Origin of the sequence: Nocardia flavorosea, from assembly GCF_015477805.1 — a bacterium.
Taxonomy (GTDB): domain Bacteria; phylum Actinomycetota; class Actinomycetes; order Mycobacteriales; family Mycobacteriaceae; genus Nocardia; species Nocardia flavorosea_A.
Genome location: NZ_JADLQL010000001.1, coordinates 293,934 through 320,094 on the forward strand (window position 1 = coordinate 293,934; position 26,161 = coordinate 320,094).

The following is a 26,161-nucleotide window of genomic DNA, read 5'->3' on the forward strand; positions in this document are numbered from 1 at the left end:
TCCGGTGGATTCACCACATGATGTGTACGGCAACCGGTCCGGTGTCGGCGTGGCTGTGGACCCACCGAATATCGCGAATATCGCCGTGCAGCCTGATACCCGGAAGCTGCTGGGCCAGTGTTCGTAAGGCGATGCCGATTTCGAGGCGAGCCAGGGCGGCGCCGAGGCAATGGTGGGGGCCGCGGCCGAACGCCATATGGCGACCGGCCTGCTGGTGTGTCGTCATCCGGTGCGGGTCGAATCTGTCGGGCTCAGGGAAGTGGGCCGGGTCGCGATTGGCGGCTTCGAGCCGCACGAGGACCATGTCACCGGCCCGGATCGGCGTTCCGGCCAGGTCGACATCCTCATGTGCCCAGCGCGGGAATGCCTCACCGATCTGGCCGATCTGCAATCGGGCAATTTCCTCGACGATGGCGTCCAACTCGCTTGTCCCGCAGCTTCCGAGCGCAGCCAACCGGTTTTCGGTGGTCAACTGCATCACGCCGACCGAGATGGCGTTGGTGGCGGTCAGGTAGCCGGAAGCGAGAATTGTCAGGGTGAGTGTCGTGAGTTCGTAGTCGTCGAGCCGCCCGTCGCCGCTATCGCCCGCCTCGATGAGAGCGCTGAGCAAGTCGTCGCCCAGTTGCCCACGTTTGGTGGCGATCAGTTCACCGACGAAGCCGGCGAAGGCCGTCCAGGCGTGCTCTGCGGTCTCGGCCCCGCCTTCGGCGAGGAAGTCGGCTCTGCTTGCGGCGTCGGCGAGTTCACGAAACCGGCTCCGTTCTGTGATCTCCACGCCGAGCAGATCGGCGATCACCGCGATGGAAAGCGGCGCGGCGAACTCCGATACGAGGTCGGCGGGCTTCCCGGCGGCGGTCAGCGCGTCCACCTGCTCGTCGGCCAACCGCTGCACGCATGACCGCAGCGCCTCGATCCGGCGGGTGGTGAACGCCTTGCCGACCAGGCGGCGAAGGCGTTGGTGTGGTTCGCCGTCCTGCAGCAGTGTGGCGCCGCCGCTGGGTGTCGCACCCGGTGCCACGACCCGGAAGCGCGGGTCGCTCAGCACCGTTGCGGCTCCGTCGTACGACGTCACCAGCCAGGCCGGTTTCCCGGCCGAGGTGGTCACCGCCGACACCGGCTCGCGCGCGCGCAACTCGACATAGGCCGGTGGCGGGTTCAGCGGCTCCGGGCGATCGAATGGGAGAGACCGCGGCGAGTCCATGGGGGCACCTTTCGTTGTTCCGCCGGCCGACGGAGAAACTTTCACATTGCAGTCGTATTGTAAAGATGTTCGAGTGCTGCTGTCCAATACGACTGCAATGTGAAAACATCGAATAATGCCGAAGCAGGTCGACCACCACGAACGCCGCACCCGCATTGCCGATGCTCTGTTACGGGTGGCCGCCGACCGTGGTGTGGAAGCGGTGAGCCTGCGTCACGTGGCCGCCGAGGCCGGGGTATCGACCGGGATGGTGCAGCACTATTTCCGCACGAAGGACGAGATGGTGGACTTCGCGTTGGAGGCGGTCAGCGAACGCACCCGCTCCCGGCTCGCCGGCGAAATCGCTGACCTCGGTCCGGCGCCGGCGCCGGAAGTATTTCTCCGCGCCCTGCTCGTTCAGCAGCTCCCGTTCGATGAAACGCGACGCATCGAGGGCCGTGTTGCGCTGGCCTTCTACGCCTACACCGCACGCAACTCCGCCATCGCAGCGAAACTCGATGCGGACACCGCCCAACTTGCCGACTATGTCGGAAACCTCATCCGCGCTGCGCAAACCGCAGCCGAGGTTCCCGCTCACCTCGACCCCGTCCACACGGCGGCCGCGTTACTCGCACTCGTAGAAGGACTCGGCGTCCGGGCTGCTACCGGGTACCAGGCGCCGGAGGATGCGCTCGCCGTACTGGATGCCCACCTGACGGCCGTGTTCGCGCCGGCTACCCGGCTGTAGCCGGCCACCTCCGCGGCGGACTCGCTCCCTTCCACCCCATCGCCACGCATGGGCTGTGGGTTCAGGTTCTCGTAGGTATAGCGGACCGACTCTGTCCGCGATCGAACCTAGGGTCGCGTGCGGCGGCGCAAACACCGCCGCATCGACAGAATCAGGAGTACATGATGAAACTCGTCTCGATCCGTCTGATCACCGATGACATCGAGCGAATGGTCGACTTCTACCAGCACGTGACCGATATCGACGCCACCTGGGCGACACCGGATTTCGCCGAAATAGTCACTCCGGCCGGCACTCTCGCCATCGGCAGCACCCGCACCGTGGCGCTGTTCGCGGCAGGCAGCGCGCGCCCGGCCGACAACCGCACCGCGATCATCGAATTCCTCGTCCCGGACGTCGACGCCGAATACCGGCGGTTGCGGGATAGAGTCGAGGATTTCGTCAACGAGTCCACGACGATGCCGTGGGGAAACCGGTCGCTACTGTTTCGCGATCCCGATGGCAACCTGATCAACCTCTTCACACCGGTCACCTCCCTCCCGTGATGGAATTCTATTCCGCCGCGGAATGATGCGGCCTGGATGGTCTGAAAGCGGCCGATAAATAGTGTGCCCAACGTTGTTGGCCTTGTGTGCCTCCCACATGAGCCTCGAGGCGGGCTCTGACCGACTTCCCGCCCGCTGTCGCCATCAACGAACCCACCTGCCGACACTGACCGAACCGGTAGAGATCGAACGGGAACAGCTTGCGATGGACGGCTGTTTCGGTGGCTAGGCGGTGGCCGGTTGTAGTAGCGCTGCGAGGTCCGGGGGCATGGGCATCGGCCGGCGCAGCCCAACTCGGGCGCGACCGGTGTTGCCTTCGGGGAAACGGCCGCTCAGCGAGGCGGGGGCAGCGACCACGATCCGGAGGACCTGGCCGAGGGCTTCGCGGCGGTCGCGTTGGCGGAGGGCGAGGGTGAACATGGCGAGGTGGTTGCCGGTGTGCAGCCACGGGTCGGGTTGGGACAGGATGTGCGCGCGTTCCAGGTGCAGCCAACGTTGCGCGGTATCGGTGCTGGTTCGGGCGGCGCGCATTTCTGCGTGGTAGGCGGTGCGGGCGGCCTCGGGGATGCGGGGCATGGCGGGGTCCTTCCGGTATGGGCGGTTCAATCGCAGCAGTCGTGGCCGGTGAATTTTCCGGTGAGCTCGGCCGGGTTGGGGCAGCAGGGGCCGCCGCGCCGGGCCTCGATACCTTCGCGGACCGCGATGGCGGCGATGAACAGGGCGGCGAGCGGGTCGGCCCAGGACCACCCGAACAAGCTGTTCAGTAGCAGTCCGGCCAGCAGCACGGCTGAGAGGTAGGTGCAGAGCAGGGTCTGTTTCGAATCCGAAACCGCGGAGGCGGATCCGAGTTCGCGGCCGGCACGGCGCTGCGCGGTCGAGAGCACCGGCATGATCACCAGGCTCACTGCGGCCAGGGCGATACCGATCGTCGAATGCTGGGCTTCGCCGCCGCCGAACAGGGCGCGGAGAGAGTCGGCGGTGACGTAGAGGGCCAGAGCGAAGAAGGAAAACGCGATGATTCGCAGCGCGACCTTCTCCCGCTTCTCGGGATCGCGGCCGGCGAACTGCCACGCCACCGCGGCCGCCGACGATACCTCGATCACCGAATCCAGTCCGAAGCCGATCAATGCGGTGGAGGACACCCGGGTGCCCTCGGTGAGCGCGATGGCTGCCTCGATGACGTTGTAGGTGATCGTCGCGGCGACGAACCAGCGGATCCGCCGCGCCAGGACCGCACGGCGGGGGGTGTCCACGCCCGGAACCGCTGTTTCCCGCGAACCCATCAGCAGCAGTTTTCGGTCACGGCGTCCGGGCAGCATGCAGGGTCCACCGCAAGCACGAGACCGAGTAGGTCCCCCAGTGCCGCGGCGATCCGGGGATCGGCGAGTTCGTAGCGGGAGCGCCGGCCTTCGGGCACCGCAACCACCAGCCCACAGCCACGCAGGCACGCGAGGTGGTTGGACAGGATCTGCCGGGTCACCCCGATCTGTTCGGCCAGCTCCGACGGGTAGCCGGGGGCTCGGCGCAGGCTCAGCAGGATCCGGGTGCGGGTCGGGTCGGATAGGGCGTGTCCGAACCGGGCGAGGGCATCGGTGTGTGCAGCGGTCTCCACCCGGCATACAGTACATTCGTTTCTGTATTCAGGAAAGGATGAACCTACAAGGTTCGATAGGCGATGCGGCGTAGACATCAGGTGTCATGCGGCCGATCTCGGCGAGGGCGCCCGGTGCCGTCGCAGCTGAGCAGGATCTCGAAAACGCGGCCAACTGGCCGAGTCGTGGCCAACCATGCGGAGTTTCGGCCACGGCTTCTGAGGCCCTGCATGTCTTGTAGGTTCTCAAAACTGTCTCGACGGAAGATACAGATCTCGACAGAACGTGAACGGGCTGTCAGCCTCTACGCCACGGCAAATCGTAATGAGCTCGGGGTAACGAATTGCCCTCTGGCGAAAAGGAAACGAGGCCGTCGATCGTCGGTAACACCTGCCATCATGCACGGTATGGCAACTCCCGACCCGTTGGCCCATTCCAGTGGCTCAACGCTCGCAACGGCGATGACCGCTGGCTGGGCGATATCTTCACCGTATCCTTTTTCCGCGGGCTCGCCTCGTCGGAGGTGGTGCGCCGCTTCAGCCGCGGCGCGGACCTGGGCCAGGAATCGGGCTTCGATGAGCTCGCAGCGCAGGCCGGCGAGTTCTCTTTCGAAACCGGCAGAGGATTCGGGGGAGGCGCCGTGGGTGTCTTGCAGGTCGGTGAGTGGAGCGTAGCAATCGAGCTGATCGGGTGGATGGCCACGCTCCCCGATGTCCTGGCCGAATTGTCGCGTGATTGTGAGGTACTGGCCATCACTCGGCACGACTACGCTGAGGACAGCCTCGCGCACGCGATCGACGGCACGATTGTCTCGGGATACAACTTGACGTGCCCTCACATACGATACGGCTCCGAGCCCGACCGGCTCAATGGGTTCATGCGGGAACTCGGCATGACGCTGGACATGCGGGACCGGGACAACGAGCATGATTACGACGACGAGTACGACCGGGACGAGAGTCATTGGGACACCGCCTACTCTGCTGCCGTCCCGAGAGCTTTCGCCCTGGCCGCGAAGCTCACCCAGATTCGTTTCATCCCGGAAATGCTCGATCGTGCGATGCTCGTCGGACCCGTCGCGTACAGGTGATCGTCCAGTAGCCGCAGCGACGAGTACGGAACCTTCGGGCTGCCGACGACCCGGCGGAGCGCGCTCTCATCCAGCAGCAGGTCGACCTCGACCGGGTTGCGACGTCGGGTGATTATCCGCTGCCTGTTCAGCCGCACGGACGGTGAGGGAGTTCGGCCTGGTGATGGCGATCGGGTTGTCGCTGGGAGTGCTGCTGTGGGCTGTGTTCTGGCCGCAGCGTTGGCGGGCGGGGTCGGTCAGCTCGTGGTTTCGGCCGGTACGTCGACCGCGACCTCGCCGCCGAGCGTATGGCCACCGGTGAGGCGCAGGTGGTCGCCGCTCCAGAATCGGCCCGGGTCGTACCAGTCGGGGCTGCGGTCCTCCGGTAGCAGGCCCATTGCCTGGTAGGTGGCGGCCACGATCTCTGCGCAGTAGGCGTTTTCGACTTCGCGCGCATCGGGTCGGCGGGACCGGCGGCGGGGCAACTGGATCCGGCCTCGGAACCAGCGGCCGGCGAGGGCGGCGGTGGAGGGGAAGGGGGTGCCGTCGAGCCGGGCGACGGTGCGCAGCACACCGTCTTCCATCTTGCGAGTGGCCGGGGGATCGAGCTGGCGCAGCCAGGCCTGCTGCCCGTACTTGTTGGCCCACACCATCACTGCGTCGCGCAGGTTGTGCAATTGGGCGCCGCGATGGGTAGTGCCCGACCACATATCGGTGAGCGACCGGCCGAGTTCGGCATGCCAGATCAGGGCCGGGAGATCGTCGATCACCACGGCCATCCCGACATGGTTCACCGGGCTGTTGGTGGTCATCCTGATCATCCGGTCGGCCGTGGAATGTCCACGGAACAGCCAGATATCGCCCGTTCTGGTGATCTCGACAGCCCGATCGAGATCGATGCCCGTACCCGCCATACCAGTAGCCTAAGCGGTATGAGGTGGTGGAAGGTGCTGGGTTTGGCGGGAGCGGCCGGTGTAGTGGCCACCGGCGTGGTGGTGGTGCGCGCCGAGCGGCGCCGCCGGGCCTACACACCGGATCAGGTCCGTGAGCAGTTACATGCCCGGTTCGCCCAGGCGGTGTCGGCCGCGGAGACCGCCGAGACACCCGAACCGGAATCGCGCGGTGTGCGGTTGCGCGCGTGGGCGCGGCGGATCTTCCGGCGGTGACGATCCGGCCGTGGTGACGGGCGATTTGCCTCGGCGGCGGGGCATGCGCGGCCGCCCCTGCGGGGGCACGCGAAAATAGTGACCCAGATCACCGTCCAGTCCTGTCAGGAATCCGGTCGCTGCCCCGTTCAGAGGGCACGCGAACGAACGAGAGGTTCACGCGAACCGGACAGGAGCACCGTAATGAAGCACCGCATCATGGTCCTGGGGGCCGGATACGCCGGCGCCTACGCCGCCGGACTGCTCGCGCGGCGGCTGCATCGCGACGAGGTCGAGATCACCGTCGTCAATGCCGAACCGGATTTCGTCGAACGTATGCGCCTGCATCAGCTCGCCGCGGGCCAGGAACTGCGCCGGCACGATCTGGCGGAAATGTTCGCGGGTACCGGCATCCGGCTGCTGGTGGCACGGGTCGAAGCGGTCGATGCCGAACGGCGGACCGTCACTGTGACCGGCGCAGAAGGAACAGACCGGCTCGAATACGACACCCTTCTCTACACGCTCGGCAGCACCGCCGCCCACCATGGTGTGCCGGGTGTCGACGAGCACGCCTTCCATGTGGCCGGGCGGCCGTCGGCGCTGCTGCTGCGGCAGCGCCTGGACGATCTCGGCGGTAGCGGGACGGTGCTCGTCGTCGGCGGCAATCTCACCGCGATCGAGGCCGCCCCCGAACTCGCCGAATCCCGGCCCGGCCTGCAGGTCACCCTCGCGACCAGCGGTGAACTGGGCGGCTGGCTCGGGCCCGCGGCCCGGCGGCACCTGCTCCGGGCCTTCGACCGGTTCGGGATCACCGTTCATGAGCACACCACTATCGAGCGGGTCGGGGAGTCGTACGCGGTCGCCGCCGACGGCACTGTTCTGCCCGCAGATGCCACCGTCTGGGCGGCCGGATTCGCCGTGCATCCGGTCGCCGCCGCCAGCGGGCTCGCGGTCGAGGAGAACGGGCGGATCCAGGTGGACCGGATGATGCGCTCGGTATCGCACCCGGACGTCTATGCCGCCGGCGACAGCGCTTTCGCCATCCGCGACAACGGCCGGCCGCTGCCGATGTCCTGCGCGTCGGCCGGCTTCACCGCCACGCAGGCCGTGGCCGCGATCATCGGCGAACTCACCGGCCGCGAGGCGCCCGAGACCTCGCTGTCGTACGTGGGCAACCACATCAGCCTCGGCCGCAAAGACGGGATCTTCCAGCTCGTCGACGCTGCCGAGCGGTCGAAGTCCTGGGCGCTGCGGGGCCGCGCCGCCGCGCGGGTCAAGGCCGCCATTCTGGCCGGGGGGCCGTGGAGCCTGCGCCACCCGACCTTCGGCCGGCCCACCCGCAGGCATCATCTCGCGGATGTGCCGCGGCGGCGCAACGCGGAGGTCGCGGCCTAAAGTGGCGATCGTGGACACCGCCACCGCGCAACGCTTCGAGGCCGGCCGATCCCGGCTGGCCTCGCTGGCGTACCGGCTGCTCGGGTCGGCCGCCGACGCCGAGGACGTCGTCCAGGATGCGTTCCTGCGCTGGCAGGCCGCGGATCGCGACCGCATCCAGATCCCCGAGGCCTGGCTCACCAAGGTGGTGACCAACCTGTCGCTGGACCGGCTGCGCTCGGCGCGCGCCCGGCACGAACGCGCGGCCGGCACCTGGTTACCCGAACCGCTGCTGGACGGCGACCCTATGCTGGGTCCGGCCGACACCGTCGAACAACGCGAATCGGTAACCCTGGCGGTGCTGCGGCTGATGGAGCAGCTGTCCCCGGTCGAACGCGCCGTTTACGTTCTGCGCGAAGCGTTTTCCTACAGTCACGCCGAGATCGGCGAGATCCTCGACATCTCCGAATCGGCGAGCCAGCAGCACACGCACCGGGCGCGGCAGCGGATCGTCGCCGGACGCAACGGTGGTGCCGCCGACCGTGCGTCCGCCCGCCGTATCGTGGAGGCGTTCGTCGCAGCCGCCTCCTCTGGCCGCACCGAGCAGCTGGTCGCCCTGCTGACCGATGACGCGACCGCGATCTCCGACGGCGCCGGCCTCGCCGCGAAGCTCCAGTTCATGACAACACCCCGCCGGATAGCGACCACCCTGCGCGCGGGGTTGAAACCGACCGCGGCCAAGCGCCGGCTGGTCGGTGCACCGCTGTCCATCCACGCGGGTCTGGTGAACGGCGATCCGGCCATCATCGCGGTGAGCGAGGACCGAGTGGTGGGCGTGGTGGTGCTGGAGGTCCGCGACGACGACAAGGTCGCGGCCGTCTGCGGAATGGCCGCCGCGCACCGGCTGGGTCGCCTCACCGCGCAGTGGCGGCGCATGGAGCATTCCGGACCTGTCCTCGAAAACTGGTGAACAGAGACAGGATCACTTCGCGCCGGTCAGCACTCGCGGGTGCTGTCGCCGGGGTCGTGCCCGCCGGACAAGCGATCGAATGCCTCATCGATCACGGGGTTCGTGTGCCCCGATTCGCGTAGTACCGAGCGCAGCCGGTCCATGTCGAGGGAGTGCAGGAGACCCTTGATCGGTGCTGCCGGGCCGCCGGCCGGGGCGGGGTCAGGGGCCCGGCTGTAATCCGGCCATGTCACTGTTCGCGGGTATCCGGGATACCGCGATGCGCAGAACGCTTCGTACGCGTCGTCGTCCACCAGGCGCCAGATATCGGGGTCGTCGCCGGCGTCCTGCTCGGGGCTTTCCTCAACGCCCTGCTCTGGGCTCTTTTCGACGTCGTGCTCGGAGCTCTCGTCCTCGTCGTTTGCGTGCGGATACTGCGGCTGGGTGTCCGCCTCGGGCATCATGCCCGTTTCGAGGGCGATTTCCGGGGTTTCCAGCCATGCCTCGAGTTCGTCGTCCGTGTACGGATTCTGCAGCTCCGGGTCATCCTTGGCTGCCATGCCCGTTTCGAAGGCGATGACCAGGGTTTCGAGCCATGCCTCGAGGGAGGGGAAAACGATATCGCGGAATTCGTCCTTGCAGTGGAACACCACGATCTGCCCGGGTTCGCCGTCGAAGGCGCCTCGGAGGTCGATACATATGTGGTCGCCGTATACGTTGCCGAGGAACGGGATCCAGCCCTCCCCCCACTGATCGGCGAAATCGTCGTTGGCCACGAGGTCGGCGAACATATCGAGGGCGGCCGCGATCTCGTCGGCCGACAGGGGGTCCCACAGTGCCAGCAGGGTGCCCCGGTAGTCGCGGTCCTGGCCGTTGCGCCAGGTGAGCAGCTCCCGGAGCAGCGGAGGAATTTCGCTGCCGACACGTGTGGTGATCTCGTGGATATCGGTATCCGCAGCGCCGGGCCGGAGCGCGGCGTAATACTCGGGCCGGTTTGCTGCCAGCCACCGATCGAGTCGGGTCACAAGCGGATGCACTCTTTGAATCTAGCGGGGGGCAGCCGGGTTCGTGTGCCCGCGGCGTTCGGCCGGTAATGGGCGGATCGCCGGATCACCACTCCACCGGGAAGGGGTGGATGTGGTGCCGTCGCCGCCCACCGCCGCCGGATCCGACCCAGTTTGTCCGGGTTGACCTGGATCCGGATCGCCATCGCCGCCACCGCGCCCGGCCCCGCGGGCTCCCGGATCGGATTCGGTGAGGTCGGGGCCCGGATCCTGCCCGCCACGGAAGCGGGCTGATGAGGGGCGAGGTCGTGACGCCGGTGCATTGCCGGAGTCACGACCTCGCGATCAGGTGCCTCGCGATCAGGTGCCTCGCGATCAGGTGCCTCGCGATCAGGTGCCTCGTTATCAGGCACCCGGCGCTCGGCACCGAGGGGCAGCAGGTGTCCATTGCCGCCGGCCCCTGGATGAAGTACTGCTGGGTGCGCCCGGACGAGGCCGGCGAGCTCAGTCGCGATCCGGCCGGCCCGCCGGCGGTGTTGTAGCCCGGCTGATCGAGACCATGCCGCCGTTCGCAGGCACCGAGTCGTTCGACGGGGCCGGCACCAGCGCGCTCGACCGACGGGTTTTCCAGCAGCAACAGGGTGTCGGTGCCGCGGCTTCCGGCGCGCTCGGCGACGAGATCGGACCATGCCTCATCGCGCCGGGGCACCGCCTCTCGAGGGGGGCGGCGCAGTCCTGGAACGGCTGGGTCGCAGGCCTGAGCCCTGCCGTGGCTCTGCTCGACGAGGCCGGGATTCCACGCCGACGGCCCGGCAAACAGCGATCGGCACCGTCACCTACGTGGCCTCGTGGCCGTGGCGGAACTGGCCGGGATAGGCGCGGTCGAGTGCCTCCGACCGGCGTGGGACTCGGAGATCTGGCCACAGAAGAGGACGATGGCCTTGTGTCCGATGATTCAGCAGCTCCCGCTACCCCCGATATGAAACCCCGCAGCCGCGATGTGACCGACGGCCTGGAGAAAACCGCCGCGCGCGGAATGTTGCGCGCGGTCGGTATGGGCGACGACGACTGGGGGAAACCCCAGATCGGGGTCGCCTCCTCGTGGAACGAGATCACACCGTGCAACCTGTCGCTGGACCGGCTGGCCGGCGGCTGTAAGGACGGTGTGTTCGAGGCCGGCGGGTTTCCGATGCAGTTCGGCACCATCTCGGTGTCCGACGGTATCTCGATGGGGCACGAGGGGATGCATTTCTCGCTGGTCTCCCGTGAGGTCATCGCCGACAGCGTGGAGACGGTGATGCAGGCCGAACGGCTCGACGGCTCGGTGCTGCTGGCCGGTTGCGATAAATCGCTGCCCGGCATGTTGATGGCGGCCGCCCGGCTGAACCTGGCCAGTGTGTTCCTCTACGCCGGATCCATCCTGCCGGGTATCGCGAAACTGTCCGACGGCAGCGAACGCGAGGTGACCATCATCGACGCGTTCGAGGCCGTGGGCGCGTGCGCGCGCGGGTTGATGAGCCGGGCGGACGTGGACGCCATCGAGCGCGCCATCTGCCCCGGGGAAGGCGCCTGCGGAGGTATGTACACGGCGAACACGATGGCCAGCGCGGCCGAAGCCCTCGGCATGTCACTGCCGGGGAGCGCGGCACCGCCGGCGACCGACCGCCGACGCGACGGTTATGCCCGCCGCAGCGGTGCGGCGGTGATCGAACTGATCCGCCGCGGGATCACCACCGCCGATATCCTCACGAAGGAGGCGTTCGAGAACGCCATTGCGGTGGTGATGGCGTTCGGCGGCTCCACGAATGCGGTACTGCATCTGTTGGCGATCGCGCACGAGGCGGGGGTCGCGTTGAGCCTGGACGATTTCGCCCGCGTCGGCCGGCAGGTCCCGCACCTGGCCGATGTCAAACCGTTCGGCCGGCACGTCATGACCGATATCGACCGCGTGGGCGGCGTACCGGTTCTGATGAAAACCCTGCTGGACGCGGGGCTGTTGCACGGTGGCTGCCTGACCGTGACCGGCCGTACGGTCGCGGAGAACCTCGCCGAGATCGCGCCACCGGACCCGGACGGGAAGGTCGTACGCGCGCTGTCGTCCCCGATCCATCCCACCGGCGGAATCACCATCCTGCACGGTTCGCTGGCGCCCGGCGGCGCGGTGGTGAAATCGGCGGGCTTCGACTCCGACGTGTTCGAAGGCACCGCAAGAGTTTTCGACCGCGAACGAGCCGCCATGGACGCCCTCGCCGACGGGACGATCACCGCAGGCGATGTGGTGGTCATCCGCTACGAGGGCCCGAAGGGTGGCCCGGGCATGCGCGAGATGCTCGCGATCACCGGCGCCATCAAGGGCGCCGGGCTGGGCAAAGATGTGCTGCTGCTGACCGACGGCCGGTTCTCCGGCGGCACCACGGGCCTCTGCGTGGGCCATGTGGCGCCGGAAGCGGTGGACGCGGGACCCATCGCCTTCGTCCGCGACGGTGACCGCATCCGCCTCGACGTCGCGGCCGGAACCCTCGACCTGTTGGTCGAGCCCGTAGAGCTGACTCGCCGCCGCGACGGCTGGGCACCGCTACCGTCGCGCTACACCCGTGGAGTGCTTGCGAAGTATGTACGCCTGGTCGGTTCGGCGTCGAACGGGGCGGTCTGCGACTGACTCCGGCATCACCGGCCGCCTTGGTGCACAATCGTCACGATGCCGTTCACCCGCGCAACAGCCACGAATGGAGGGGCCCGGCAGTGGTACTCGCTGCCGGGTTCCTCGAATGATTACCGGGCCGAAGCCGACCAGCCGTAGTGGGTCGCGGTGTGGCCCGCAGGCACCGTGGCCACGGGTACACCGGTGCAATCCGGGGTGTTGTACACGCGGAAATCGCGCGTGCTTCGGTTCTCGAAGCGGATATCGCGCTGGAATCCACTCGCCCAGCACGCATCGAGATCGCTCAGCTCGAGTGTGTTGTCGATGATCACCACCTCCCGGCCGTCGCCGAAACCGGCCGAGCCGGTGGGGAACGCGGCTGCGGCGGGTGCCACTGCGGTGATCGCGGTGACTGCGAGAACACTTGCGATGGAAGTTCGTTCGATTTTCATCCACAGAACCTTAGCCGCGCGCCGATCGCGGTCCGTAACCGCCACGGTGCCCTCCCGGTCACTCCGGTGCATAGTGGCAGTACGCGGACTGCGATCGCAGTCCCGGGATCGTGGGCAAACCGCTCGCCGATCGGCACTACCATGTGACGTTGATCGGCCCCGGAGTCCACAACCCGCCGTGAGTTTCCTTCTCGACCGCCGGTTGCGCCGGACGCGCCGCGCGGTCGATCGGCGTGAACCGCTGCAGCTGACCCCAATCGTGGCTCCAATCGTCCTTCAGATAGGTGGCCAGGGTTTGTGAGCGCAGTAGCTGGCGGGTCCAGCCCAGCGGGCCGCCGCCGTCGTGGCTCTGCCACAGCGAGGTGGTGTGCGAGGCCGGGCGGTTCGGCAGGATACGCCAGCCGGGCGGTTGGGCGATCCCGTCTTTGTGGTCGTAGGGCCGCTGGCACGGGAACTGAAGTCCCACGGCCCAGTCCAGCAGGACGGGCTGTTCCGACCCGATCAGTTCGTTCAGGGTTTGCGTGCGCGGAATACGCGGTGGGGTGAGCGCCATCCACTCCTGGGCATCGACGGACAGATCCTTGGCCTTGATGCGGATCACATCGGCCTGCTCCGGGATCTGGTCGAGCGGTACCCGCATATTCCGCCAGGACGGGGTCGGTCCGATATCGATGGGCATCACCTGGCCGAGGGGCCGGGCACTGGTCGCCGATTCCGCGGTGCCGTATTCGATATCGATCGGCTGGCCGGGCATCACCGAACCGTCCTGGGTGACCGCCCGGAAGCGGCCCGCCGCCGTGATCGCCATGATTCCGTCACGGTCCTGCGGTGCGGGCAGCCGGTACCAGCCGGTGGTCAGTTCGGCCGCTTCCTGCTGTCCGGCGGTCCCGAGCACCGGGGTGGTGGCGGTCAGGCCGAAGGGCAGGGGCGCGCCGCCGGTCTGGGTCCGCGAACTACCGTCGGAGCCCTCGTCTTCCAGGGCGTCGGCGATACTGCTCTCCTCGTCCTCGGTCTGATCGTCGTCGGAGGTCACGTTCGCGACGCCGTTCGGTACGAAACCGGTGCTGTCACCGGCGAAGGTGCTCACGGCGTCGCCGGACAGCGGGGTGAGCATCGCGGCGTTCGGGTCGGTTTCGACCAGTACATCATCGGCCATCCCGCACGGTTCGCCGCGGACCGCGTCGATATTGGACCGGGCCAGCGAGAATGCCGGATATTGCGTGGCGGCGGCGGTCGCGAACGAGCCGACCTGGAACACGACGATCACTGCTGCCGCCACTGTGAGCGGCGGGATCTTCGCCAGCCGCCAGGCGCGGCGCGAGACGCGATGCGGTGTTCCCGGTTCCGGGGCCCGCAGATGCCACCAGCCGGCCAGTATCAAGCACACTACGGCCATGGTCAGGAAGATCTCGCTCATTCCGAGACCGGCGATCGAGGGCGGTTCGTTCCACCACGGGATGCCGTGATCGGAGGCGTAGAACCATTTGTTGACGCCGGTGAAGATCTGCGCCATCGCTATGGCGACAACGGCCGCGAACAGTGCCCGGTAGCGCGGGGCCCGCATCACCTTCGGTCCCACCGCGACCGCGGTGACGACAGCGACGGCGCCGGCGAGTCCGGCGAACACACCGTTGTGGTGGGTGAACTTCGTCGGGACGGTCGCCATCAGCAGCATCGCGCCGAAAGTGATCCCGAGCAGCCGTTTCGCCGGCCCGGGCGCGACGAACGGGATCCGGCCGCCTTTACGCAGCATCACGAATGCGCACACCAGCAGCCCCAGCCACATCGCGACCATCCCGAACCGGCGCCCGATCGAACCATCGGCCGTGGGGGTGAACAGTCGCTGATAGGCGACGTAGTCGTCGTACCAGGGAATCGAGGGGCCCACCTCGTTGTGCACGCGGGTCATCTCGAACATCGCCGACAGGGGCTGGACGGCGAAGGCGAACACCAGGACGAGGGTTCCGGCGGCGGCCAACGGCGCCAGTAGTGCCCCGTAGGCCATGATCCGCGCGGACCAGGACGGTCCGGCCGTGGTAGCGGAGCCGGAATCCGACATCGTGCGGGCCCGGGCGATGCCGAATCGGACGACCGACCGCGCCCCGGCAGCGAGCGGCGCGAAACAGATCACACCCGACGGGGCGGCGGTCAGGCTGAACGCGGCGATCAGAATGGCGATCGCATACGGCAGCAGTTGCCTGGTCGCGATGGCACGTTCGACGAAGCACCAGGTGAGCAGCACCGCGACCGCGATCACCGGTTCCGGGCGCAACCCGTTGTTGTACGGCAGCCACACCGCCAGGAATCCCAGCGCACCGGTCCAGACGACAACCTTGTCGTGCCGCAGGACGACCCCGAGCCGGGGGATCACCTCCCGGCTCAGGGCCAGCCAGGTGAGGAACCCGGCGAGCAAGGTCGGTAACCGCACCCACGGGCTGGCGATGCTCAACTCGGTCATATGGGCGATCACGTCGTAGGGCGGCGTGCCGACCGGGTTCTCGGGTACGCCGAAGAACCGGAAATAGTTGGCCATATAACCGGACGCCAGCGAGGTGCGGGCCATTCCGAACTGGTAGCCGTCGTCGGAGGTCGTGGACCCGATGAAATGCCAGACCACGAGGATCGTGAACACCGCGGCGTCGGCAGCGGTGAAGGTCAGCCAGCGCTGCGGTAGCACCCGGCGTATCCGGCGTCCTGCCGAATGGTCCAGCCGGAACAATGCCACCAGGGAGACCAGTGCACACAGTACCGCCAGTACCCCGGCGGCTCGTTTGGCGAAGGCCGGGACAACCGAGAAGCGACTGTCCACCTCCGCGGTCACCGTCGTCCCGGCCGAATCGGTCAGATCGCTGAAGACGCCGACCATTTGCGGCCGGAAATCGCCGGCGAGGAACACCGGTTCGGTGTCGGTTCCGGTGAGTTCGGCGGTGGTCCCGGAACTGTCGGAGTGCACGGTGAGGGTTGCGTCGCCGAGTTCGGCGACCGGGACACTGAACATCGACTGGCTGCGCAGCACCACCTCGAGGCGGGCGGGCGAGCCGTCCGCCGCGGGCTGGACCCGCGCAACGAATCCGTACTTCTCCAGATCAGGCGCGCCGGCGGGCATGGTCGCCGCCGCCAGGCCGCCCTCGTCGGTCAGTTGCGGTAGTGCGGAGCCGGGGATATCGGCGTCGAAGGAGACCGGTGCGTAGGAGATCAGCGGGGCCGCGATGCTGTCCGTTGAACCCTGCTGTGGCCAGGTGAGCGTCGTCTTGTCCACATGGACCGGGAGGAACGGGACCGCGAGGGCCAACAGGGTGGCGAGGAGGCCGGCGAGCAATGCCGCCGGCCTCGCCCAGTGTCCGCGTGCGGACCGGGTGGCCCGAGATTGCTCCGGGGGCGTCAGGTCCGCCCTCACCATGGTGTCGGTCACGGGGGGCGATGGTAACGTGACGCATTCGTTACCGGCGAAGTCGGGCAAAACATCACGGTGGTCCGGTTCGGTCCCGGCCGTGTGAGCAGGGGGGATTCCGGATCGACGGTGTCACGGGCGGAATGCTCGCCGTGAACTCGGGCTTGAAACGAAACTATTTCTGTCCGCCCTGTTTCTTCCGGAAACGGCCCCGCTGTGGTTCATGCCCCGGCGGTTGTTGCCGAGTTCGGCGTATCACGGGTCCGCGGCCACCGGCCGGATCGAGGCGGCTATCGCGATCCGGCGGCATGGAGTCGCGAGAATGGGTAACGTGATAGTCGCATAATGGAAATTGGGTTCTTAGATGAGCGGCCCCGATCGGGGAGGCCGGTGCCGGGGGCCCGCAGTGATCGAAGGAGTGCGCCGTGGCCCGCGCCGACCGCATATATTGGGACCCCTTCGACCGGGATATCGCCCGCGACCCCTATCCGGTCTACCGCCGGTTACGCCGCGAAGCGCCGCTCTACTACAACGACGAGCACGATTTCTACGTCCTGAGCCGCTACGACGATATCGACCGCGCCCTGCTGGATTGGCAGACCTTCTCGTCGTCGCGCGGTCCCATCCTGGAGATCATCAAGGCGGGAGTCGAGATCCCGCCGGGCACCCTGCTGATGGAGGACCCGCCGGCGCACGATATCTACCGTGCGCTGCTCGCCCGCGTGTTCACGCCGCGGCGAGTGCTCTCACTCGAACCGCAGATCCGAAAGCTGTGCACGCGCTCGCTGGACCGCCTTGCAGGTGCGGGCCGCTTCGATCTCATGACCGCATTCGCGAACGAGGTGCCGATGCGGGTGATCGGCATGCTGCTCGGTATCCCGGAATCCGACCAGCAGGGTGTGCGCGATCGGGCCGACGCGAATCTGCGCACCGAACCCGGGCAGCAGATGCAGGTCTCGGACCAGGCCATCCCGCACGCCGACAGCTTCGCCGAATACATCGACTGGCGCGCCGAACATCCTTCCGACGACCTGATGACCGAGTTGCTGAACGCGCAATTCGAGGACACCGAGGGAGTGACACGCACCCTCACCCGGCAGGAGATCCTGACCTATATCTCGGTGGTCGCCGGCGCCGGCAACGAGACCACCGCCCGGTTGCTCGGCTGGCTGGGGACACTGCTGGCCCGCCACCCGCAACAGCGCGCCGAACTGGTGGCGGATCCGCGGCTGATTCCCAATGCGATCGAGGAGACCCTGCGGTTCGAGCCCACCGGTCACGCGATCGCCCGCTATGTCACCACCGATGTCGAACTGCACGGCACCACGGTGCCGGCCGGTAGCGCCATGATGCTGCTGGTCGCCTCCGCCAACCGCGACCCCGACCGCTGGGACGATCCGGACACCTACGATATCCGCCGCCGGATCGCCAATCTGCGGACCTTCGGTTTCGGCACCCACTATTGCCTCGGCGCCTCACTGGCCCGGCTCGAGGCACGGGTGGCGCTGGAGGAGTTCCTGAAACGGTTCCCGGTCTGGGAGGTCGACTGGGACGCGCTGGAACTCTCCTCCACGTCCACGATGCGCGGCTGGGAAACCGTGCCGATCGCCGTCGGCCGGCCCGCAGTCCACGCCTGACTGCGCCGAACCGCACATTGCGCAGACCGGAGGAGCGGCCTCTGCTGTACGGCCGGGGAAACGCATCGTCGGCGGGCTGTCGTCCGGGCAACCTGCTCCGGGCGATCCGCCGGAATGCGCCTCGAGAATGCCGAATACGCTACGAAGGCATGCAGTCCGGGCGTAGTCTTCGGATTCGATCGATCCGAGTCTGGAGTGCAATATGGCCGGTGCTGCGGAAATGATGTCCCGAGGAATGAGCGCAGGCGATCAGCTCGCCCGCCATGCACGCAAGATCCCGGAGACGCCGGCGTTGCGGTTCGGTGGAATTTCGCGTAACTACCGTCAATTGGACGAGCGGGTTTCCCGGTTGGCGAACGCATTACGGGAACGCGGTGTCGGTGCCGGTGACAGGGTGGCCGTGCTGGGCTTGAACTCGATGGAGATCATCGAGGCGTTTCTCGCGCCGATGCGGGTCGGCGCGATCTGTGTGCCGATCAATTTCCGGCTGACCGCCGCCGAGATGGCCTATCTGCTGGAGGATTCCGGTGCGGTGGCGGCCGTGGTGGATTCCCGGTTCGCCGGCGTTCTGGCCGATGCCCGCCGGAACGCTTCGGGGTTGGGGTCCATTCTGGTGATCGGTGCGGAACCCGGCGCGGCGAGGGAGCACGGCGACGACTACGAGGCCGCGCTGGCCGCGGCCGCCCCGGTGTGCGCGGCGGTCTCCGTGGACGAGAGTTCGGCGGCCTACATCATGTACACCTCGGGCACCACGGGGCGGCCCAAAGGGGCGGTGCTGACCCACACAAACCTGCTGCTGCACGCTTTCAGCGTCAGCATGCACCAGGGCACATCCGGTGATGTCGACCCGGTGGCACTCAACGGTGCACCGCTGTTCCATATCGCCGGGTTGTCCAGTTATCTGATGTGCCTGCTGCCCGGCGGCACGTTCGTGATCACGGCGTCCGGTGGATTCGATCCCGCCGCCTCGGTTGAACTTCTGGCGCGGGAACGGGTTTCCAGCTGTTTCTTCGTCCCGGCGCAATGGCAGGCGATCTGTGCGCTGCCCGATATCGGGAACTACGATCTGTCCGCGCTGCGGCAGATCTCCTGGGGCGCGGCGCCCGCTTCGACCACGCTGCTGCGCACCATGATCGAGACGTTCCCGCAGGCGGCGGTGTCGACGGCGTTCGGGCAAACCGAATGCAGCCCGGTGACCTGCACCTTGCGCGGAGAAGACGCCATCCGCAAGATCGGCTCGGTCGGCACGCCGATCCTGAACGTCGAGATCCGCATCGTCGACGACGAGATGAACGATGTGCCGGCCGGTGAGGTAGGCGAAATCGTCTACCGGGGCCCGACGGTCATGCGGGAGTACTGGAACAAGCCGGAGGAGACGGAACGGGCTTTCGCCGGCGGCTGGTTCCACTCCGGCGATCTGGTGCGCCAGGACGAAGACGGTTATCTCTACGTCGTCGACCGCAAGAAAGACATGATCATCTCCGGCGGGGAGAACATCTACTGCGCAGAAGTGGAGAACGTCCTGGCCGCGCATCCCGGGATCGCCGATATCGCGGTCATCGGTGTGCCGCATGCCACCTGGGGCGAAGCGCCGCTCGCGGTCATCGTCGCGGCCGACCCCGCGGTGCCCCCGGCCGCCGCGGACGTCGAGGCATTCGCCCGCACCCGGCTGGCCGGATACAAATGCCCGAAGGAGATCGCGGTGGTCGCGGAACTACCACGTAATCCCAGCGGCAAGGTGCTCAAAACTGTGCTTCGGGAGAAATATTCGACCGGTGCGCACGGGACCTGAGCTGTGCCGGCCGAATACTGCTTTGAGCACAGTACGACCCCCGCACCCGGATGCCGGCGCGCAGAACAGCACCGCACGGCAGTCCACGGAAGGCCGGTACAACTCGCCGCCGGGGCGATCGGGCCGTGCCTCCGGACGGCGACCGGGTCGGGCCCTGCGCGGACAGCGAATCACCATGACGACAGCGCTGCGCGGGTAGCGCGTGCCGACGCGTTGCCGCGCCCGCATCCCCCGGGTGAACCAGTTGCCGTGGTGGTTCGGCAGCCGGCCGACCGCGCGCCGAACCCGGCCCGGCACCCGGATTTCGGATACTGTTGGCGACTCGCGCGTCTGTGAGTTCGCGCGGACCGGTGCCGGGCCGGCCCGCCGTCGACGAGGGGAATCCCCGTGAATCTGTGGAGTTATATCCAGGGGCGAGGTGAGACGCTGGCGTTCCTTACTTATCAGCATGCGTCACTGGCCTTCCAGACCGTGCTGGCCGGCAGTATCGTCGCGGTCCTCATCGCGGTCGCGGTCTACCGGCTGCCGCTGCTGTCGGCGCTGTCGCTGACCTCGAGCCGGGTCGCGCTGACCATTCCCTCACTGGCGCTGCTGGCGCTGCTGCTGGTGCCGTTCGGGCTCGGTGTGGTCCCTTCCTTCCTGATGCTGGCCTTCTTCGCAGCGCTGCCGGTGATCGGCAATGCGATCGTGGGATTGCGTTCGGTTCCGCCCTCGGTGGTCGAATCGGCCCGGGGGATCGGGTTTTCCCGATGGCGGATCCTGCTGACCGTCGAACTGCCTATCGCCTGGCCGGTGATCCTCACCGGTATCCGGGTGTCCACGCAGATGATCGTCGGCGTCGCCGCCATCGTCGCCTATGTGCTCGGCCCGGGCCTGGGCTCGCTGATCTTCAACGGCCTCTCCCGGCTCGGTGGTGCGAACGCGCTGGAGATGGCGTTGACCGGCACGATTCTCATCGTCGCCGTCGCCCTGGTCTTCGACGCGCTGCTCGTCGCGCTCGGACGTTTCACTATCGCAAAGGGATTGTCATGATGCGATACCGCCGCCTCCGCTGCGGCCTCCGCGGACCGCACGACCCCGCTTCGAAGGAGGCACCGTGACCGAGGCTGTCACCGGCCGGCCCGGGCCGGCGATATCGGAGCGGGCGGTGACCGGTGCGTCCATCACCCTGGATTCGGTCGTCAAACGCTACCGGGGCCAGGACACTCCCGCGGTGGCCTGCCTGGACCTGCATATCGCCGCGGGCGAGATCGTCGCGTTCGTCGGGCCGTCGGGCTGCGGTAAGACGACCACGCTGAAAATGATCAACCGGCTGATCGAGCCGACCGAGGGCCGGATCCTCATCGGCGACCGCGATGTGACCCGGGAGGACCCGGACAAACTGCGGCAGTCCATCGGCTACGTCATCCAGTCCGGCGGGCTGTTCCCGCACTGGACGGTCGCCAAGAACATCGGCGCGATACCCCGGGTGCTGGGCTGGGACAAGAAGCGGATCGCCGAACGCACCGAATACCTGCTCGACCTGGTCGGTCTCGACCCTGTCGAATTCGCCGGCCGCCTCCCCAAAGATATGTCCGGCGGCCAGCAACAACGGGTCGGGGTGGCGCGCGCGCTGGCGGCCGACCCGCCGGTGCTGCTGATGGACGAACCGTTCGGCGCGGTCGACCCGATCACCCGGGCCCGCCTGCAGGACAGCCTGCTGGCCATCCAGCAGGAACTCGGCAAAACCATCGTGGTCGTCACCCACGATTTCGAAGAGGCCACCAAACTCGGCGACCGGGTGCTCATCCTGTCCGAGGGCGGGCATATCGAGCAGTACGCGACGCCGGAGGAAATCCTCACCGATCCCGCGACTCCGTTCGTGGAGGAATTCGTCGGCTCCGGCGCGAAACTCGCCTACCTGACCGTCTCCCGGGTTCGCGATGTCGAAATCCGTGAGGTGATCACCGCCCGCATCGGGGAGCCGGCGCCCGCCGTGATCGAACGCGCGAAAGCCGCCGGGCACACCTGGGTGGTCGTGGTCGACAGTGCCGGCCGGCCGCGATCCTGGCCGACCCTCACGGAGATGGCGACCAAACCCGAGATCTCCGATTTCCTGGACCGGCGGCTGCCGGTGGTGGCCCGGTCCTCGACCTTGAACGATGCGCTGGACGCCATGCTCGCGACCAGTCAGGGCGCCGCACTGGTCACCGACGGCCGCGGAGCGGTGGTCGGCTCGCTGAGCATCGCTTCGGTGACCGAGTTGATCCGGGACAAACTCGCCGAAGTGCGCGAGGAGGAAACCGAGGTCTCCTACACAACCTATGTCGACGGAACCGATCCGGCGCCGACACCCGTGGTCGCGGCCGATGACGAACTCTCGGGGGCCGATGGCCAACCCGCCGGCCCCGGAACCGTCACGCAACCATCGGCGACCGGTACTGCGGCCCCCGGGGCAACCGGCACCGCGCCGCCCGGCTCGGCCGGCGATGCGGGGAATAAAGCGGTCGGCTCCGGGCCCGCCGCCCGCGACGGCGGCGAGCATCCGGAGCCCGGCGATGCCGACAGCGATCCGGCCGGTCCGTCATGAACCGGCTGCGCCGGCTTCCGCTCGACGCCTGGTTCGAACCGCTCATCATCGTGGTCGTCGGCGCCGGCTACATCCTGTGGTATCGGTCGACGACCTTCACACCGACCGAGCAGGCATCGCTGAGCTGGGCGAATCTGCAGACCACAATCCTCGAGCACATAAAATTGACCGTGGTGGCGACGGTGATCGTGGTCTCGGTGGCGATCCCGCTGGGTATCGCGCTCACCCGGCCTGCGCTGAAACGGTTCGAACCCCTCGCCGTCAATATCGCCAATATCGGCCAGGCCGCGCCCGCGGTCGGCCTGCTGGTGCTGTTCACCTTCTGGCTGGGCACCGGATTCCGGACGGCGATCGTGGGCCTGGTCGTGTACGCGGTGCTGCCGATTCTGCAGAACACGATCGTGGGCCTGCGGCAGGTGGATCAGCGCACGATCGAGGCATCGCGCGGGATCGGTTTCTCGGGCGCCCGCACCCTGCTGCAGGTGGAACTACCGCTGGCGGTGCCGGTGATCCTCAACGGGGTGCGCACCGCACTGGTGATCCTGGTGGGCACCGCGACCCTGAGCACCTTCATCGGCGCCACCAGTCTCGGCACGCTGATCACCACCGGCGTCACCCTGTTCCTGCCGAAACTGCTCGTCTCCGGCGCGATCCTGGTCGCGCTGCTGGCATTGATCATCGATTGGCTGGGCCGGCTCGTGGAACTGGCCGCCACTGCGCGAGGTATCTCATGACCGCGCCACGCGCCCGGCTGCTCGCCCTGGCCGCCGCGCTGGCGCTGCTGCTCGCCGGGTGCGGTCTGGTGAGCTCGTCGGGCACCTTCCACGATGCGACCCTGCCCGGCGGCGCCCGACCGCTGGACGGTGCGCGGCTCACCGTCACCTCCAAGAGCTTCACCGAAGGGGTGCTGCTGGGCAAGATCACCGCCACCTATCTGGCCGCGGCGGGTGCCGAGGTCACCGATCTCACCGGTGCCCCGGGATCGGCGTCGTCGCGGCAGGCCCAGCTGAACGGTGACGCCGATGTGCTCTGGGAGTACACCGGCACCGGCTGGGTGAACTACCACAATCAGACCGAGATCATCCCCGATCCCCAGGAACTGTGGCAGGCCGTCCACGATATCGAGAAAAGCGAGTACGACCTGGAATGGTTGCCGCCGGCCAACTTCGACAACACTTACGCGTTCGCCGCGTCGGCGCCGACAGCCGAACGGCTGGGCGTGCGCTCACTGTCCGATGTGGCCGCGCTTCCGGTCGCCGACCGCACCTTCTGCGTCGACGACGAATTCTTCAGCCGCTCCGACGGTTTCCTGCCGATGCTGGAGAAATACGGGATCCCCTACAACGACCCGAACGGAGTACCCGCCGCCAATGTCACCCGGATGGACGCGGGTGTCGTCTATACGGCGACGGCTCAGGGTGCCCCCTGTAACTTCGGGATGGTCTACACCACCGACGGCCGGGTGAAGAACCTGAACCTGGTTGTCCTCGAAGACGACCGGAAGTTCTTTCTGCCCTACAGCGGGACCGCGGTGGTGCGCAGCGAGATCATCGAACGGTATCCACCGCTGCGTGAACTGCTGGGCACGATCTCCGAACGCCTCACCGACGATCTCATGCAGGACCTCAACGGCCGCGTCGATATCGACGGGGAGGACCCGGCCGACGTCGCCTACGACTGGCTGAAGAGCGAGGGCCTGGTCGAATAGCCGGCCGGTGACCCGGTTCAGTCGCGGTGGTACGCCCGGGTCCTTCACCCCGCGATCCGCGGGGTGAAGGACCCGTGTAGTCCCATCGGCAGATGATGACGTAACCCGCCCACATAGACCGGGCCTCGATCGGGATACCGTGCATCCAGCACCAACAACCGGGACCGATGTTCGTCGCGCAGGTACTCGACGGTGAGCAGCCAGCCGTCTCCTTCCGGAGCGCCGGGCGACCGCGGCGCGAACACCGCTTCGCAGACGGAACCGTAGTTCGGTACTTCGTAGGTCGATTCGGCACCGCGCTCGTGGTCGAGGACAGTGATCCCGCTCGGGACCGCCTCGTGGCCGGCGTCCTGCCCGCTGCCGCCGGTGATCGTGCGATGGTGGGCCACATCGACGGAATAGGAGTAGCGGTGCCGGTGGCCGGTCATCCGCGCGTCGATCTGCGGGAACTCTGAGATCCGGTCGGTGAGATCCTCCCGGGTGACACGGCCCGTCCGGGTGACCCGCAGTCTGGTGAGCGGGCCGCCGAACGCGGGTTGTCCGGGTGCGGTGCGGAACTTGTCCTGGAAATGATCCCAGAGGATATCGAAATCCGCTGTATAGCGGACCAGTTCGATCACTGTGTCGGTACCGTCGTCGTAGCAGTTGGTGAAATGGAAATGCAGTAGCGCGTCGGTGTGCAGATGTGTCGGACGGCCCCCGTCGCGCGGGACGAGCACGATCTCGGTGCCGATCTCGGGGCGGAACCCGAGCGCGCTGCCGAGTGGTCGCAGGCCCAGGAAAACGGGCAGCATACCGACGGCCGAGACGGTCATCGGCGGTACGACGAATACCAGGTACCGGCCGGTGAGCCCTACGTCGTGGTTGAGCCGCGGTACCGGGGTGCGCCAGCGGGCGAGGGTGTGCAGGGCGCCGCCGGGATCGACACGGTAGGCGGCTATACCGGGAAACGGCAGGAATGTGGTGCCGAAATTGAACAGTTCACCGGTGCGTGCGTCGATCTTCGGATGGGCGGAAAAGGATCCGAATCCCCGCAAGCGGCGGGCGAAATCGTGAATACCCTTGGTTTCCAGTGTGTCCGGGTCGATGGCGTGGGGTTTCCCGCCTTCCCACAGTGCCAGGAGCTCACCGGCATGCCAGACGACGTTCGTATTCGCCTGGTTCGACAGCGGCCAGCGGAAGGCGTTCGCGCGGAAGCCGCCGTCCCCGCGCAGGGTCCCCGTGCCGCGGCCGGCCGGGCCACCGGTGAGCTGACCGCGTAGGTAATGGGTGGTGCGGACATAGCGGTTGCGGAACCGGACGCGCTGCCCGTCGAAGACGAATACCGACAGCATGCCGTCGCCGTCGAAGATATGCCCGACCGGCGAGCCGCCCGATTCCCAGCGGCCCATCCCGTTGCGGTAGAGCGTTCCACGCAGCTCCGGCGGTAGGACGCCCGATTCGTCGGTGAGCACGTAGTCGTATTCGGTCTCGAGAGTTTCGAATTCGCGCAGCGGCATACCGGGGACCATCGGTGTCCCGGCGGCGGTGACAGGGGTCTTCGGAGCCATCGCGGCCTCCCTCGCTACTCTGGTAACAGGTGTTGCCAGAGTAGTCGCCGGTGCGGGTCTCGGCAATGGTGATCCGTGCGCGCAAAGCAGAGGAGGTCCGCGAGATGACCGGTCCCGAGGTGTCCGGCCAGTCCTACGGTGGCGTTCCGTTTCCCGATCGGCAGCACGCACGGCGGGAAAGATTGCTGGATGCCGCACTGCATCTGCTGGACTCCGGGGGAGTGTCTGCGGTGACCGTCCGCGGCGTATGCCGGGAAGCCGGGCTGAACAATCGCTACTTCTACGAGAACTTCGCCGATCTCGACGCTCTGCTGGACGCGGTGGTGGATCGGCTCGAACAGGGCATCGCCGGACGGGTGGCCGAACTACTGGCGGCCGACGCAACGGCGCCGCCCGACCGGGCCATTGCCATCCTGGTATCGGCGTTCCTCGACGATCCGCGCCTGTTGCGCATCCTGCACACTGCGGGCGATCCGGCGCTGGCCCGGCGTCGTGAGGCGCTGCTGCTCCGTTCGGTCGCCGCCCTGCGTCCGTATCTCGCCGCGGCGGCCGGAAGGTTCGGCCGGGCGGATCCGTGCCTGCTCGATACCGCGGGGTACCTGCTGATCGGTGGCTGGTCCGATGCCCTGTGGGCCTTCTCTGCCGGGAAATTGGAGCTGGACCGTTCCGAACTGGTCGAGCAGTTGACGGCGTTGTTCCTGGGGGTCGCGCGGACTGTCGCCCGGTGAACGCGACCGGCCGGGCGGTTCGGATCCGATCGGGCGAAACGAGGCCGCGCCGCGCCCGTCCGTAGTACTTTTCAATCAGTTGATTGA

The 26,161-nt window shown here is 67.4% G+C and carries 25 protein-coding genes; 14 read left to right on the forward strand and 11 right to left on the reverse strand.

Translation table 11 applies throughout. The annotated features are described in order from the left end of the window. Positions 1–10: 10 nt before the first annotated feature. A complete protein-coding gene (locus tag IU448_RS01395) occupies positions 11–1,201 on the reverse strand; it encodes a cytochrome P450 (RefSeq protein ID WP_195053671.1) in 1,191 nt (396 codons plus the stop codon). A 115-nt stretch (positions 1,202–1,316) separates the two neighbouring features. On the opposite strand from IU448_RS01395, the gene IU448_RS01400 reads away from it, so the two are divergent. Next, complete coding sequence (locus IU448_RS01400; protein ID WP_195053672.1) at positions 1,317–1,928, forward strand: TetR/AcrR family transcriptional regulator; 612 nt, start codon at positions 1,317–1,319, stop codon at positions 1,926–1,928. 164 nt (positions 1,929–2,092) lie between these two features. Next, positions 2,093–2,473 carry a VOC family protein gene (locus IU448_RS01405; RefSeq protein ID WP_195054958.1) on the forward strand — a complete coding sequence of 127 codons (381 nt, stop codon included), beginning with the start codon at positions 2,093–2,095 and terminating at the stop codon, positions 2,471–2,473. A gap of 225 nt (positions 2,474–2,698) precedes the next feature. Here the strand turns inward: IU448_RS01405 and IU448_RS01410 are convergent, their stop codons facing one another. The 3 genes from IU448_RS01410 to IU448_RS01420 are packed head-to-tail and all read right to left on the reverse strand — an operon-like array spanning position 2,699 to position 4,085. Then, positions 2,699–3,049 (reverse strand): DUF3703 domain-containing protein, encoded by a 351-nt coding sequence (locus tag IU448_RS01410; RefSeq protein ID WP_195053673.1) that lies wholly within the window; start codon positions 3,047–3,049, stop codon positions 2,699–2,701. A gap of 26 nt (positions 3,050–3,075) precedes the next feature. Next, positions 3,076–3,756 carry a cation transporter gene (locus IU448_RS01415; RefSeq protein WP_228811982.1) on the reverse strand — a complete coding sequence of 227 codons (681 nt, stop codon included), beginning with the start codon at positions 3,754–3,756 and terminating at the stop codon, positions 3,076–3,078. Then, positions 3,756–4,085 carry an ArsR/SmtB family transcription factor gene (locus IU448_RS01420; RefSeq protein WP_280458582.1) on the reverse strand — a complete coding sequence of 110 codons (330 nt, stop codon included), beginning with the start codon at positions 4,083–4,085 and terminating at the stop codon, positions 3,756–3,758. Before IU448_RS01420 ends, IU448_RS01415 begins: the two co-directional genes overlap by 1 nt. A 323-nt stretch (positions 4,086–4,408) precedes the next feature. Here IU448_RS01420 and IU448_RS01425 point away from each other — a divergent pair, with 323 nt between their 5' ends. After that, positions 4,409–5,155: a DUF6461 domain-containing protein gene (locus IU448_RS01425; protein WP_228811983.1), complete on the forward strand. Its 747-nt coding sequence runs from the start codon at positions 4,409–4,411 to the stop codon at positions 5,153–5,155. Here the strand turns inward: IU448_RS01425 and IU448_RS29655 are convergent. Both IU448_RS29655 and IU448_RS01430 read right to left on the reverse strand, forming a co-directional pair. Further along, positions 5,041–5,292, reverse strand: a complete 252-nt coding sequence (locus IU448_RS29655; RefSeq protein WP_416382950.1) for a Scr1 family TA system antitoxin-like transcriptional regulator — start codon at positions 5,290–5,292, stop codon at positions 5,041–5,043. The genes IU448_RS01425 and IU448_RS29655 overlap by 115 nt on opposite strands. 99 nt (positions 5,293–5,391) lie before the next feature. Beyond that, positions 5,392–6,048: a hypothetical protein gene (locus tag IU448_RS01430; RefSeq protein WP_195053676.1), complete on the reverse strand. Its 657-nt coding sequence runs from the start codon at positions 6,046–6,048 to the stop codon at positions 5,392–5,394. Between the two features lie 18 nt (positions 6,049–6,066). On the opposite strand from IU448_RS01430, the gene IU448_RS01435 reads away from it, so the two are divergent. The 3 genes from IU448_RS01435 to IU448_RS01445 all read left to right on the forward strand — a co-directional run bounded on the left by IU448_RS01435 (position 6,067) and on the right by IU448_RS01445 (position 8,623). After that, positions 6,067–6,300: a hypothetical protein gene (locus tag IU448_RS01435; protein WP_195053677.1), complete on the forward strand. Its 234-nt coding sequence runs from the start codon at positions 6,067–6,069 to the stop codon at positions 6,298–6,300. 183 nt (positions 6,301–6,483) lie between these two features. Continuing rightward, positions 6,484–7,674, forward strand: coding sequence for an NAD(P)/FAD-dependent oxidoreductase (locus tag IU448_RS01440; RefSeq protein WP_195053678.1), 1,191 nt, complete (start codon positions 6,484–6,486; stop codon positions 7,672–7,674). 10 nt (positions 7,675–7,684) lie between these two features. Continuing rightward, positions 7,685–8,623 (forward strand): sigma-70 family RNA polymerase sigma factor, encoded by a 939-nt coding sequence (locus tag IU448_RS01445; RefSeq protein WP_195053679.1) that lies wholly within the window; start codon positions 7,685–7,687, stop codon positions 8,621–8,623. Positions 8,624–8,649: 26 nt separating this feature from the next. On the opposite strand, the gene IU448_RS01450 is transcribed toward IU448_RS01445, so the two are convergent. After that, positions 8,650–9,627: an SMI1/KNR4 family protein gene (locus tag IU448_RS01450; protein ID WP_195053680.1), complete on the reverse strand. Its 978-nt coding sequence runs from the start codon at positions 9,625–9,627 to the stop codon at positions 8,650–8,652. Between the two features lie 310 nt (positions 9,628–9,937). After that, the gene (locus tag IU448_RS01455; protein WP_195053681.1) at positions 9,938–10,315 is read right to left on the reverse strand and encodes a hypothetical protein; all 378 of its coding nucleotides are present in this window, start codon (positions 10,313–10,315) and stop codon (positions 9,938–9,940) included. A gap of 270 nt (positions 10,316–10,585) precedes the next feature. Here IU448_RS01455 and ilvD point away from each other — a divergent pair, with 270 nt between their 5' ends. Continuing rightward, positions 10,586–12,265, forward strand: coding sequence for a dihydroxy-acid dehydratase (ilvD, locus tag IU448_RS01460; protein WP_195054960.1), 1,680 nt, complete (start codon positions 10,586–10,588; stop codon positions 12,263–12,265). A gap of 113 nt (positions 12,266–12,378) precedes the next feature. Here ilvD and IU448_RS01465 read toward each other — a convergent pair whose 3' ends face one another. Together IU448_RS01465 and IU448_RS01470 are read right to left on the reverse strand one after the other, a co-directional pair. Beyond that, on the reverse strand, positions 12,379–12,699 hold the full coding sequence (locus IU448_RS01465) for a hypothetical protein (RefSeq protein ID WP_195053682.1): 321 nt from the start codon (positions 12,697–12,699) through the stop codon (positions 12,379–12,381). Positions 12,700–12,835: 136 nt separating this feature from the next. After that, complete coding sequence (locus IU448_RS01470) at positions 12,836–16,099, reverse strand: arabinosyltransferase domain-containing protein (protein WP_228812127.1); 3,264 nt, start codon at positions 16,097–16,099, stop codon at positions 12,836–12,838. A 416-nt stretch (positions 16,100–16,515) separates the two neighbouring features. Between IU448_RS01470 and IU448_RS01475 the strand changes: the two genes are divergently transcribed. The 6 genes from IU448_RS01475 to IU448_RS01500 all read left to right on the forward strand — a co-directional run bounded on the left by IU448_RS01475 (position 16,516) and on the right by IU448_RS01500 (position 23,796). Next, entirely contained in the window at positions 16,516–17,727 is a 1,212-nt protein-coding gene (locus IU448_RS01475; protein WP_195053684.1) for a cytochrome P450, read from the forward strand. Positions 17,728–17,929: 202 nt separating this feature from the next. Beyond that, positions 17,930–19,519 carry a long-chain-fatty-acid--CoA ligase gene (locus IU448_RS01480; RefSeq protein ID WP_195053685.1) on the forward strand — a complete coding sequence of 530 codons (1,590 nt, stop codon included), beginning with the start codon at positions 17,930–17,932 and terminating at the stop codon, positions 19,517–19,519. Positions 19,520–19,906: 387 nt separating this feature from the next. Continuing rightward, positions 19,907–20,551: an ABC transporter permease gene (locus tag IU448_RS01485; RefSeq protein WP_195053686.1), complete on the forward strand. Its 645-nt coding sequence runs from the start codon at positions 19,907–19,909 to the stop codon at positions 20,549–20,551. Between the two features lie 64 nt (positions 20,552–20,615). Continuing rightward, positions 20,616–22,088: an ATP-binding cassette domain-containing protein gene (locus IU448_RS01490; protein ID WP_195053687.1), complete on the forward strand. Its 1,473-nt coding sequence runs from the start codon at positions 20,616–20,618 to the stop codon at positions 22,086–22,088. Continuing rightward, complete coding sequence (locus IU448_RS01495) at positions 22,085–22,822, forward strand: ABC transporter permease (RefSeq protein ID WP_195053688.1); 738 nt, start codon at positions 22,085–22,087, stop codon at positions 22,820–22,822. Before IU448_RS01490 ends, IU448_RS01495 begins: the two co-directional genes overlap by 4 nt. Beyond that, positions 22,819–23,796: a glycine betaine ABC transporter substrate-binding protein gene (locus IU448_RS01500; protein ID WP_195053689.1), complete on the forward strand. Its 978-nt coding sequence runs from the start codon at positions 22,819–22,821 to the stop codon at positions 23,794–23,796. Before IU448_RS01495 ends, IU448_RS01500 begins: the two co-directional genes overlap by 4 nt. A gap of 44 nt (positions 23,797–23,840) precedes the next feature. Here IU448_RS01500 and IU448_RS01505 read toward each other — a convergent pair whose 3' ends face one another. Continuing rightward, positions 23,841–25,346, reverse strand: a complete 1,506-nt coding sequence (locus IU448_RS01505; RefSeq protein ID WP_228811985.1) for a carotenoid oxygenase family protein — start codon at positions 25,344–25,346, stop codon at positions 23,841–23,843. A gap of 50 nt (positions 25,347–25,396) precedes the next feature. Here IU448_RS01505 and IU448_RS01510 point away from each other — a divergent pair, with 50 nt between their 5' ends. Then, positions 25,397–26,074: a TetR family transcriptional regulator gene (locus IU448_RS01510; RefSeq protein ID WP_195053690.1), complete on the forward strand. Its 678-nt coding sequence runs from the start codon at positions 25,397–25,399 to the stop codon at positions 26,072–26,074. Positions 26,075–26,161: the final 87 nt, after the last annotated feature.

Excerpts from the sequence above, each read along its gene's own strand:
- IU448_RS01430 (WP_195053676.1), bottom strand. The coding sequence starts at position 6,048 with ATGGCGGGTACGGGCATCGATCTCGATCGGGCTGTCGAGATCACCAGA.
- IU448_RS01495 (WP_195053688.1), top strand. The coding sequence starts at position 22,085 with ATGAACCGGCTGCGCCGGCTTCCGCTCGACGCCTGGTTCGAACCGCTC.
- IU448_RS01500 (WP_195053689.1), top strand. The coding sequence starts at position 22,819 with ATGACCGCGCCACGCGCCCGGCTGCTCGCCCTGGCCGCCGCGCTGGCG.
- IU448_RS01405 (WP_195054958.1), top strand. The coding sequence starts at position 2,093 with ATGAAACTCGTCTCGATCCGTCTGATCACCGATGACATCGAGCGAATG.
- IU448_RS01400 (WP_195053672.1), top strand. The coding sequence starts at position 1,317 with ATGCCGAAGCAGGTCGACCACCACGAACGCCGCACCCGCATTGCCGAT.
- IU448_RS01415 (WP_228811982.1), bottom strand. The coding sequence starts at position 3,756 with ATGGGTTCGCGGGAAACAGCGGTTCCGGGCGTGGACACCCCCCGCCGT.
- IU448_RS01440 (WP_195053678.1), top strand. The coding sequence starts at position 6,484 with ATGAAGCACCGCATCATGGTCCTGGGGGCCGGATACGCCGGCGCCTAC.
- ilvD (WP_195054960.1), top strand. The coding sequence starts at position 10,586 with ATGAAACCCCGCAGCCGCGATGTGACCGACGGCCTGGAGAAAACCGCC.
- IU448_RS01395 (WP_195053671.1), bottom strand. The coding sequence starts at position 1,201 with ATGGACTCGCCGCGGTCTCTCCCATTCGATCGCCCGGAGCCGCTGAAC.
- IU448_RS01505 (WP_228811985.1), bottom strand. The coding sequence starts at position 25,346 with ATGGCTCCGAAGACCCCTGTCACCGCCGCCGGGACACCGATGGTCCCC.
- IU448_RS01480 (WP_195053685.1), top strand. The coding sequence starts at position 17,930 with ATGGCCGGTGCTGCGGAAATGATGTCCCGAGGAATGAGCGCAGGCGAT.
- IU448_RS01410 (WP_195053673.1), bottom strand. The coding sequence starts at position 3,049 with ATGCCCCGCATCCCCGAGGCCGCCCGCACCGCCTACCACGCAGAAATG.
- IU448_RS01465 (WP_195053682.1), bottom strand. The coding sequence starts at position 12,699 with ATGAAAATCGAACGAACTTCCATCGCAAGTGTTCTCGCAGTCACCGCG.
- IU448_RS01470 (WP_228812127.1), bottom strand. The coding sequence starts at position 16,099 with ATGGTGAGGGCGGACCTGACGCCCCCGGAGCAATCTCGGGCCACCCGG.
- IU448_RS01435 (WP_195053677.1), top strand. The coding sequence starts at position 6,067 with ATGAGGTGGTGGAAGGTGCTGGGTTTGGCGGGAGCGGCCGGTGTAGTG.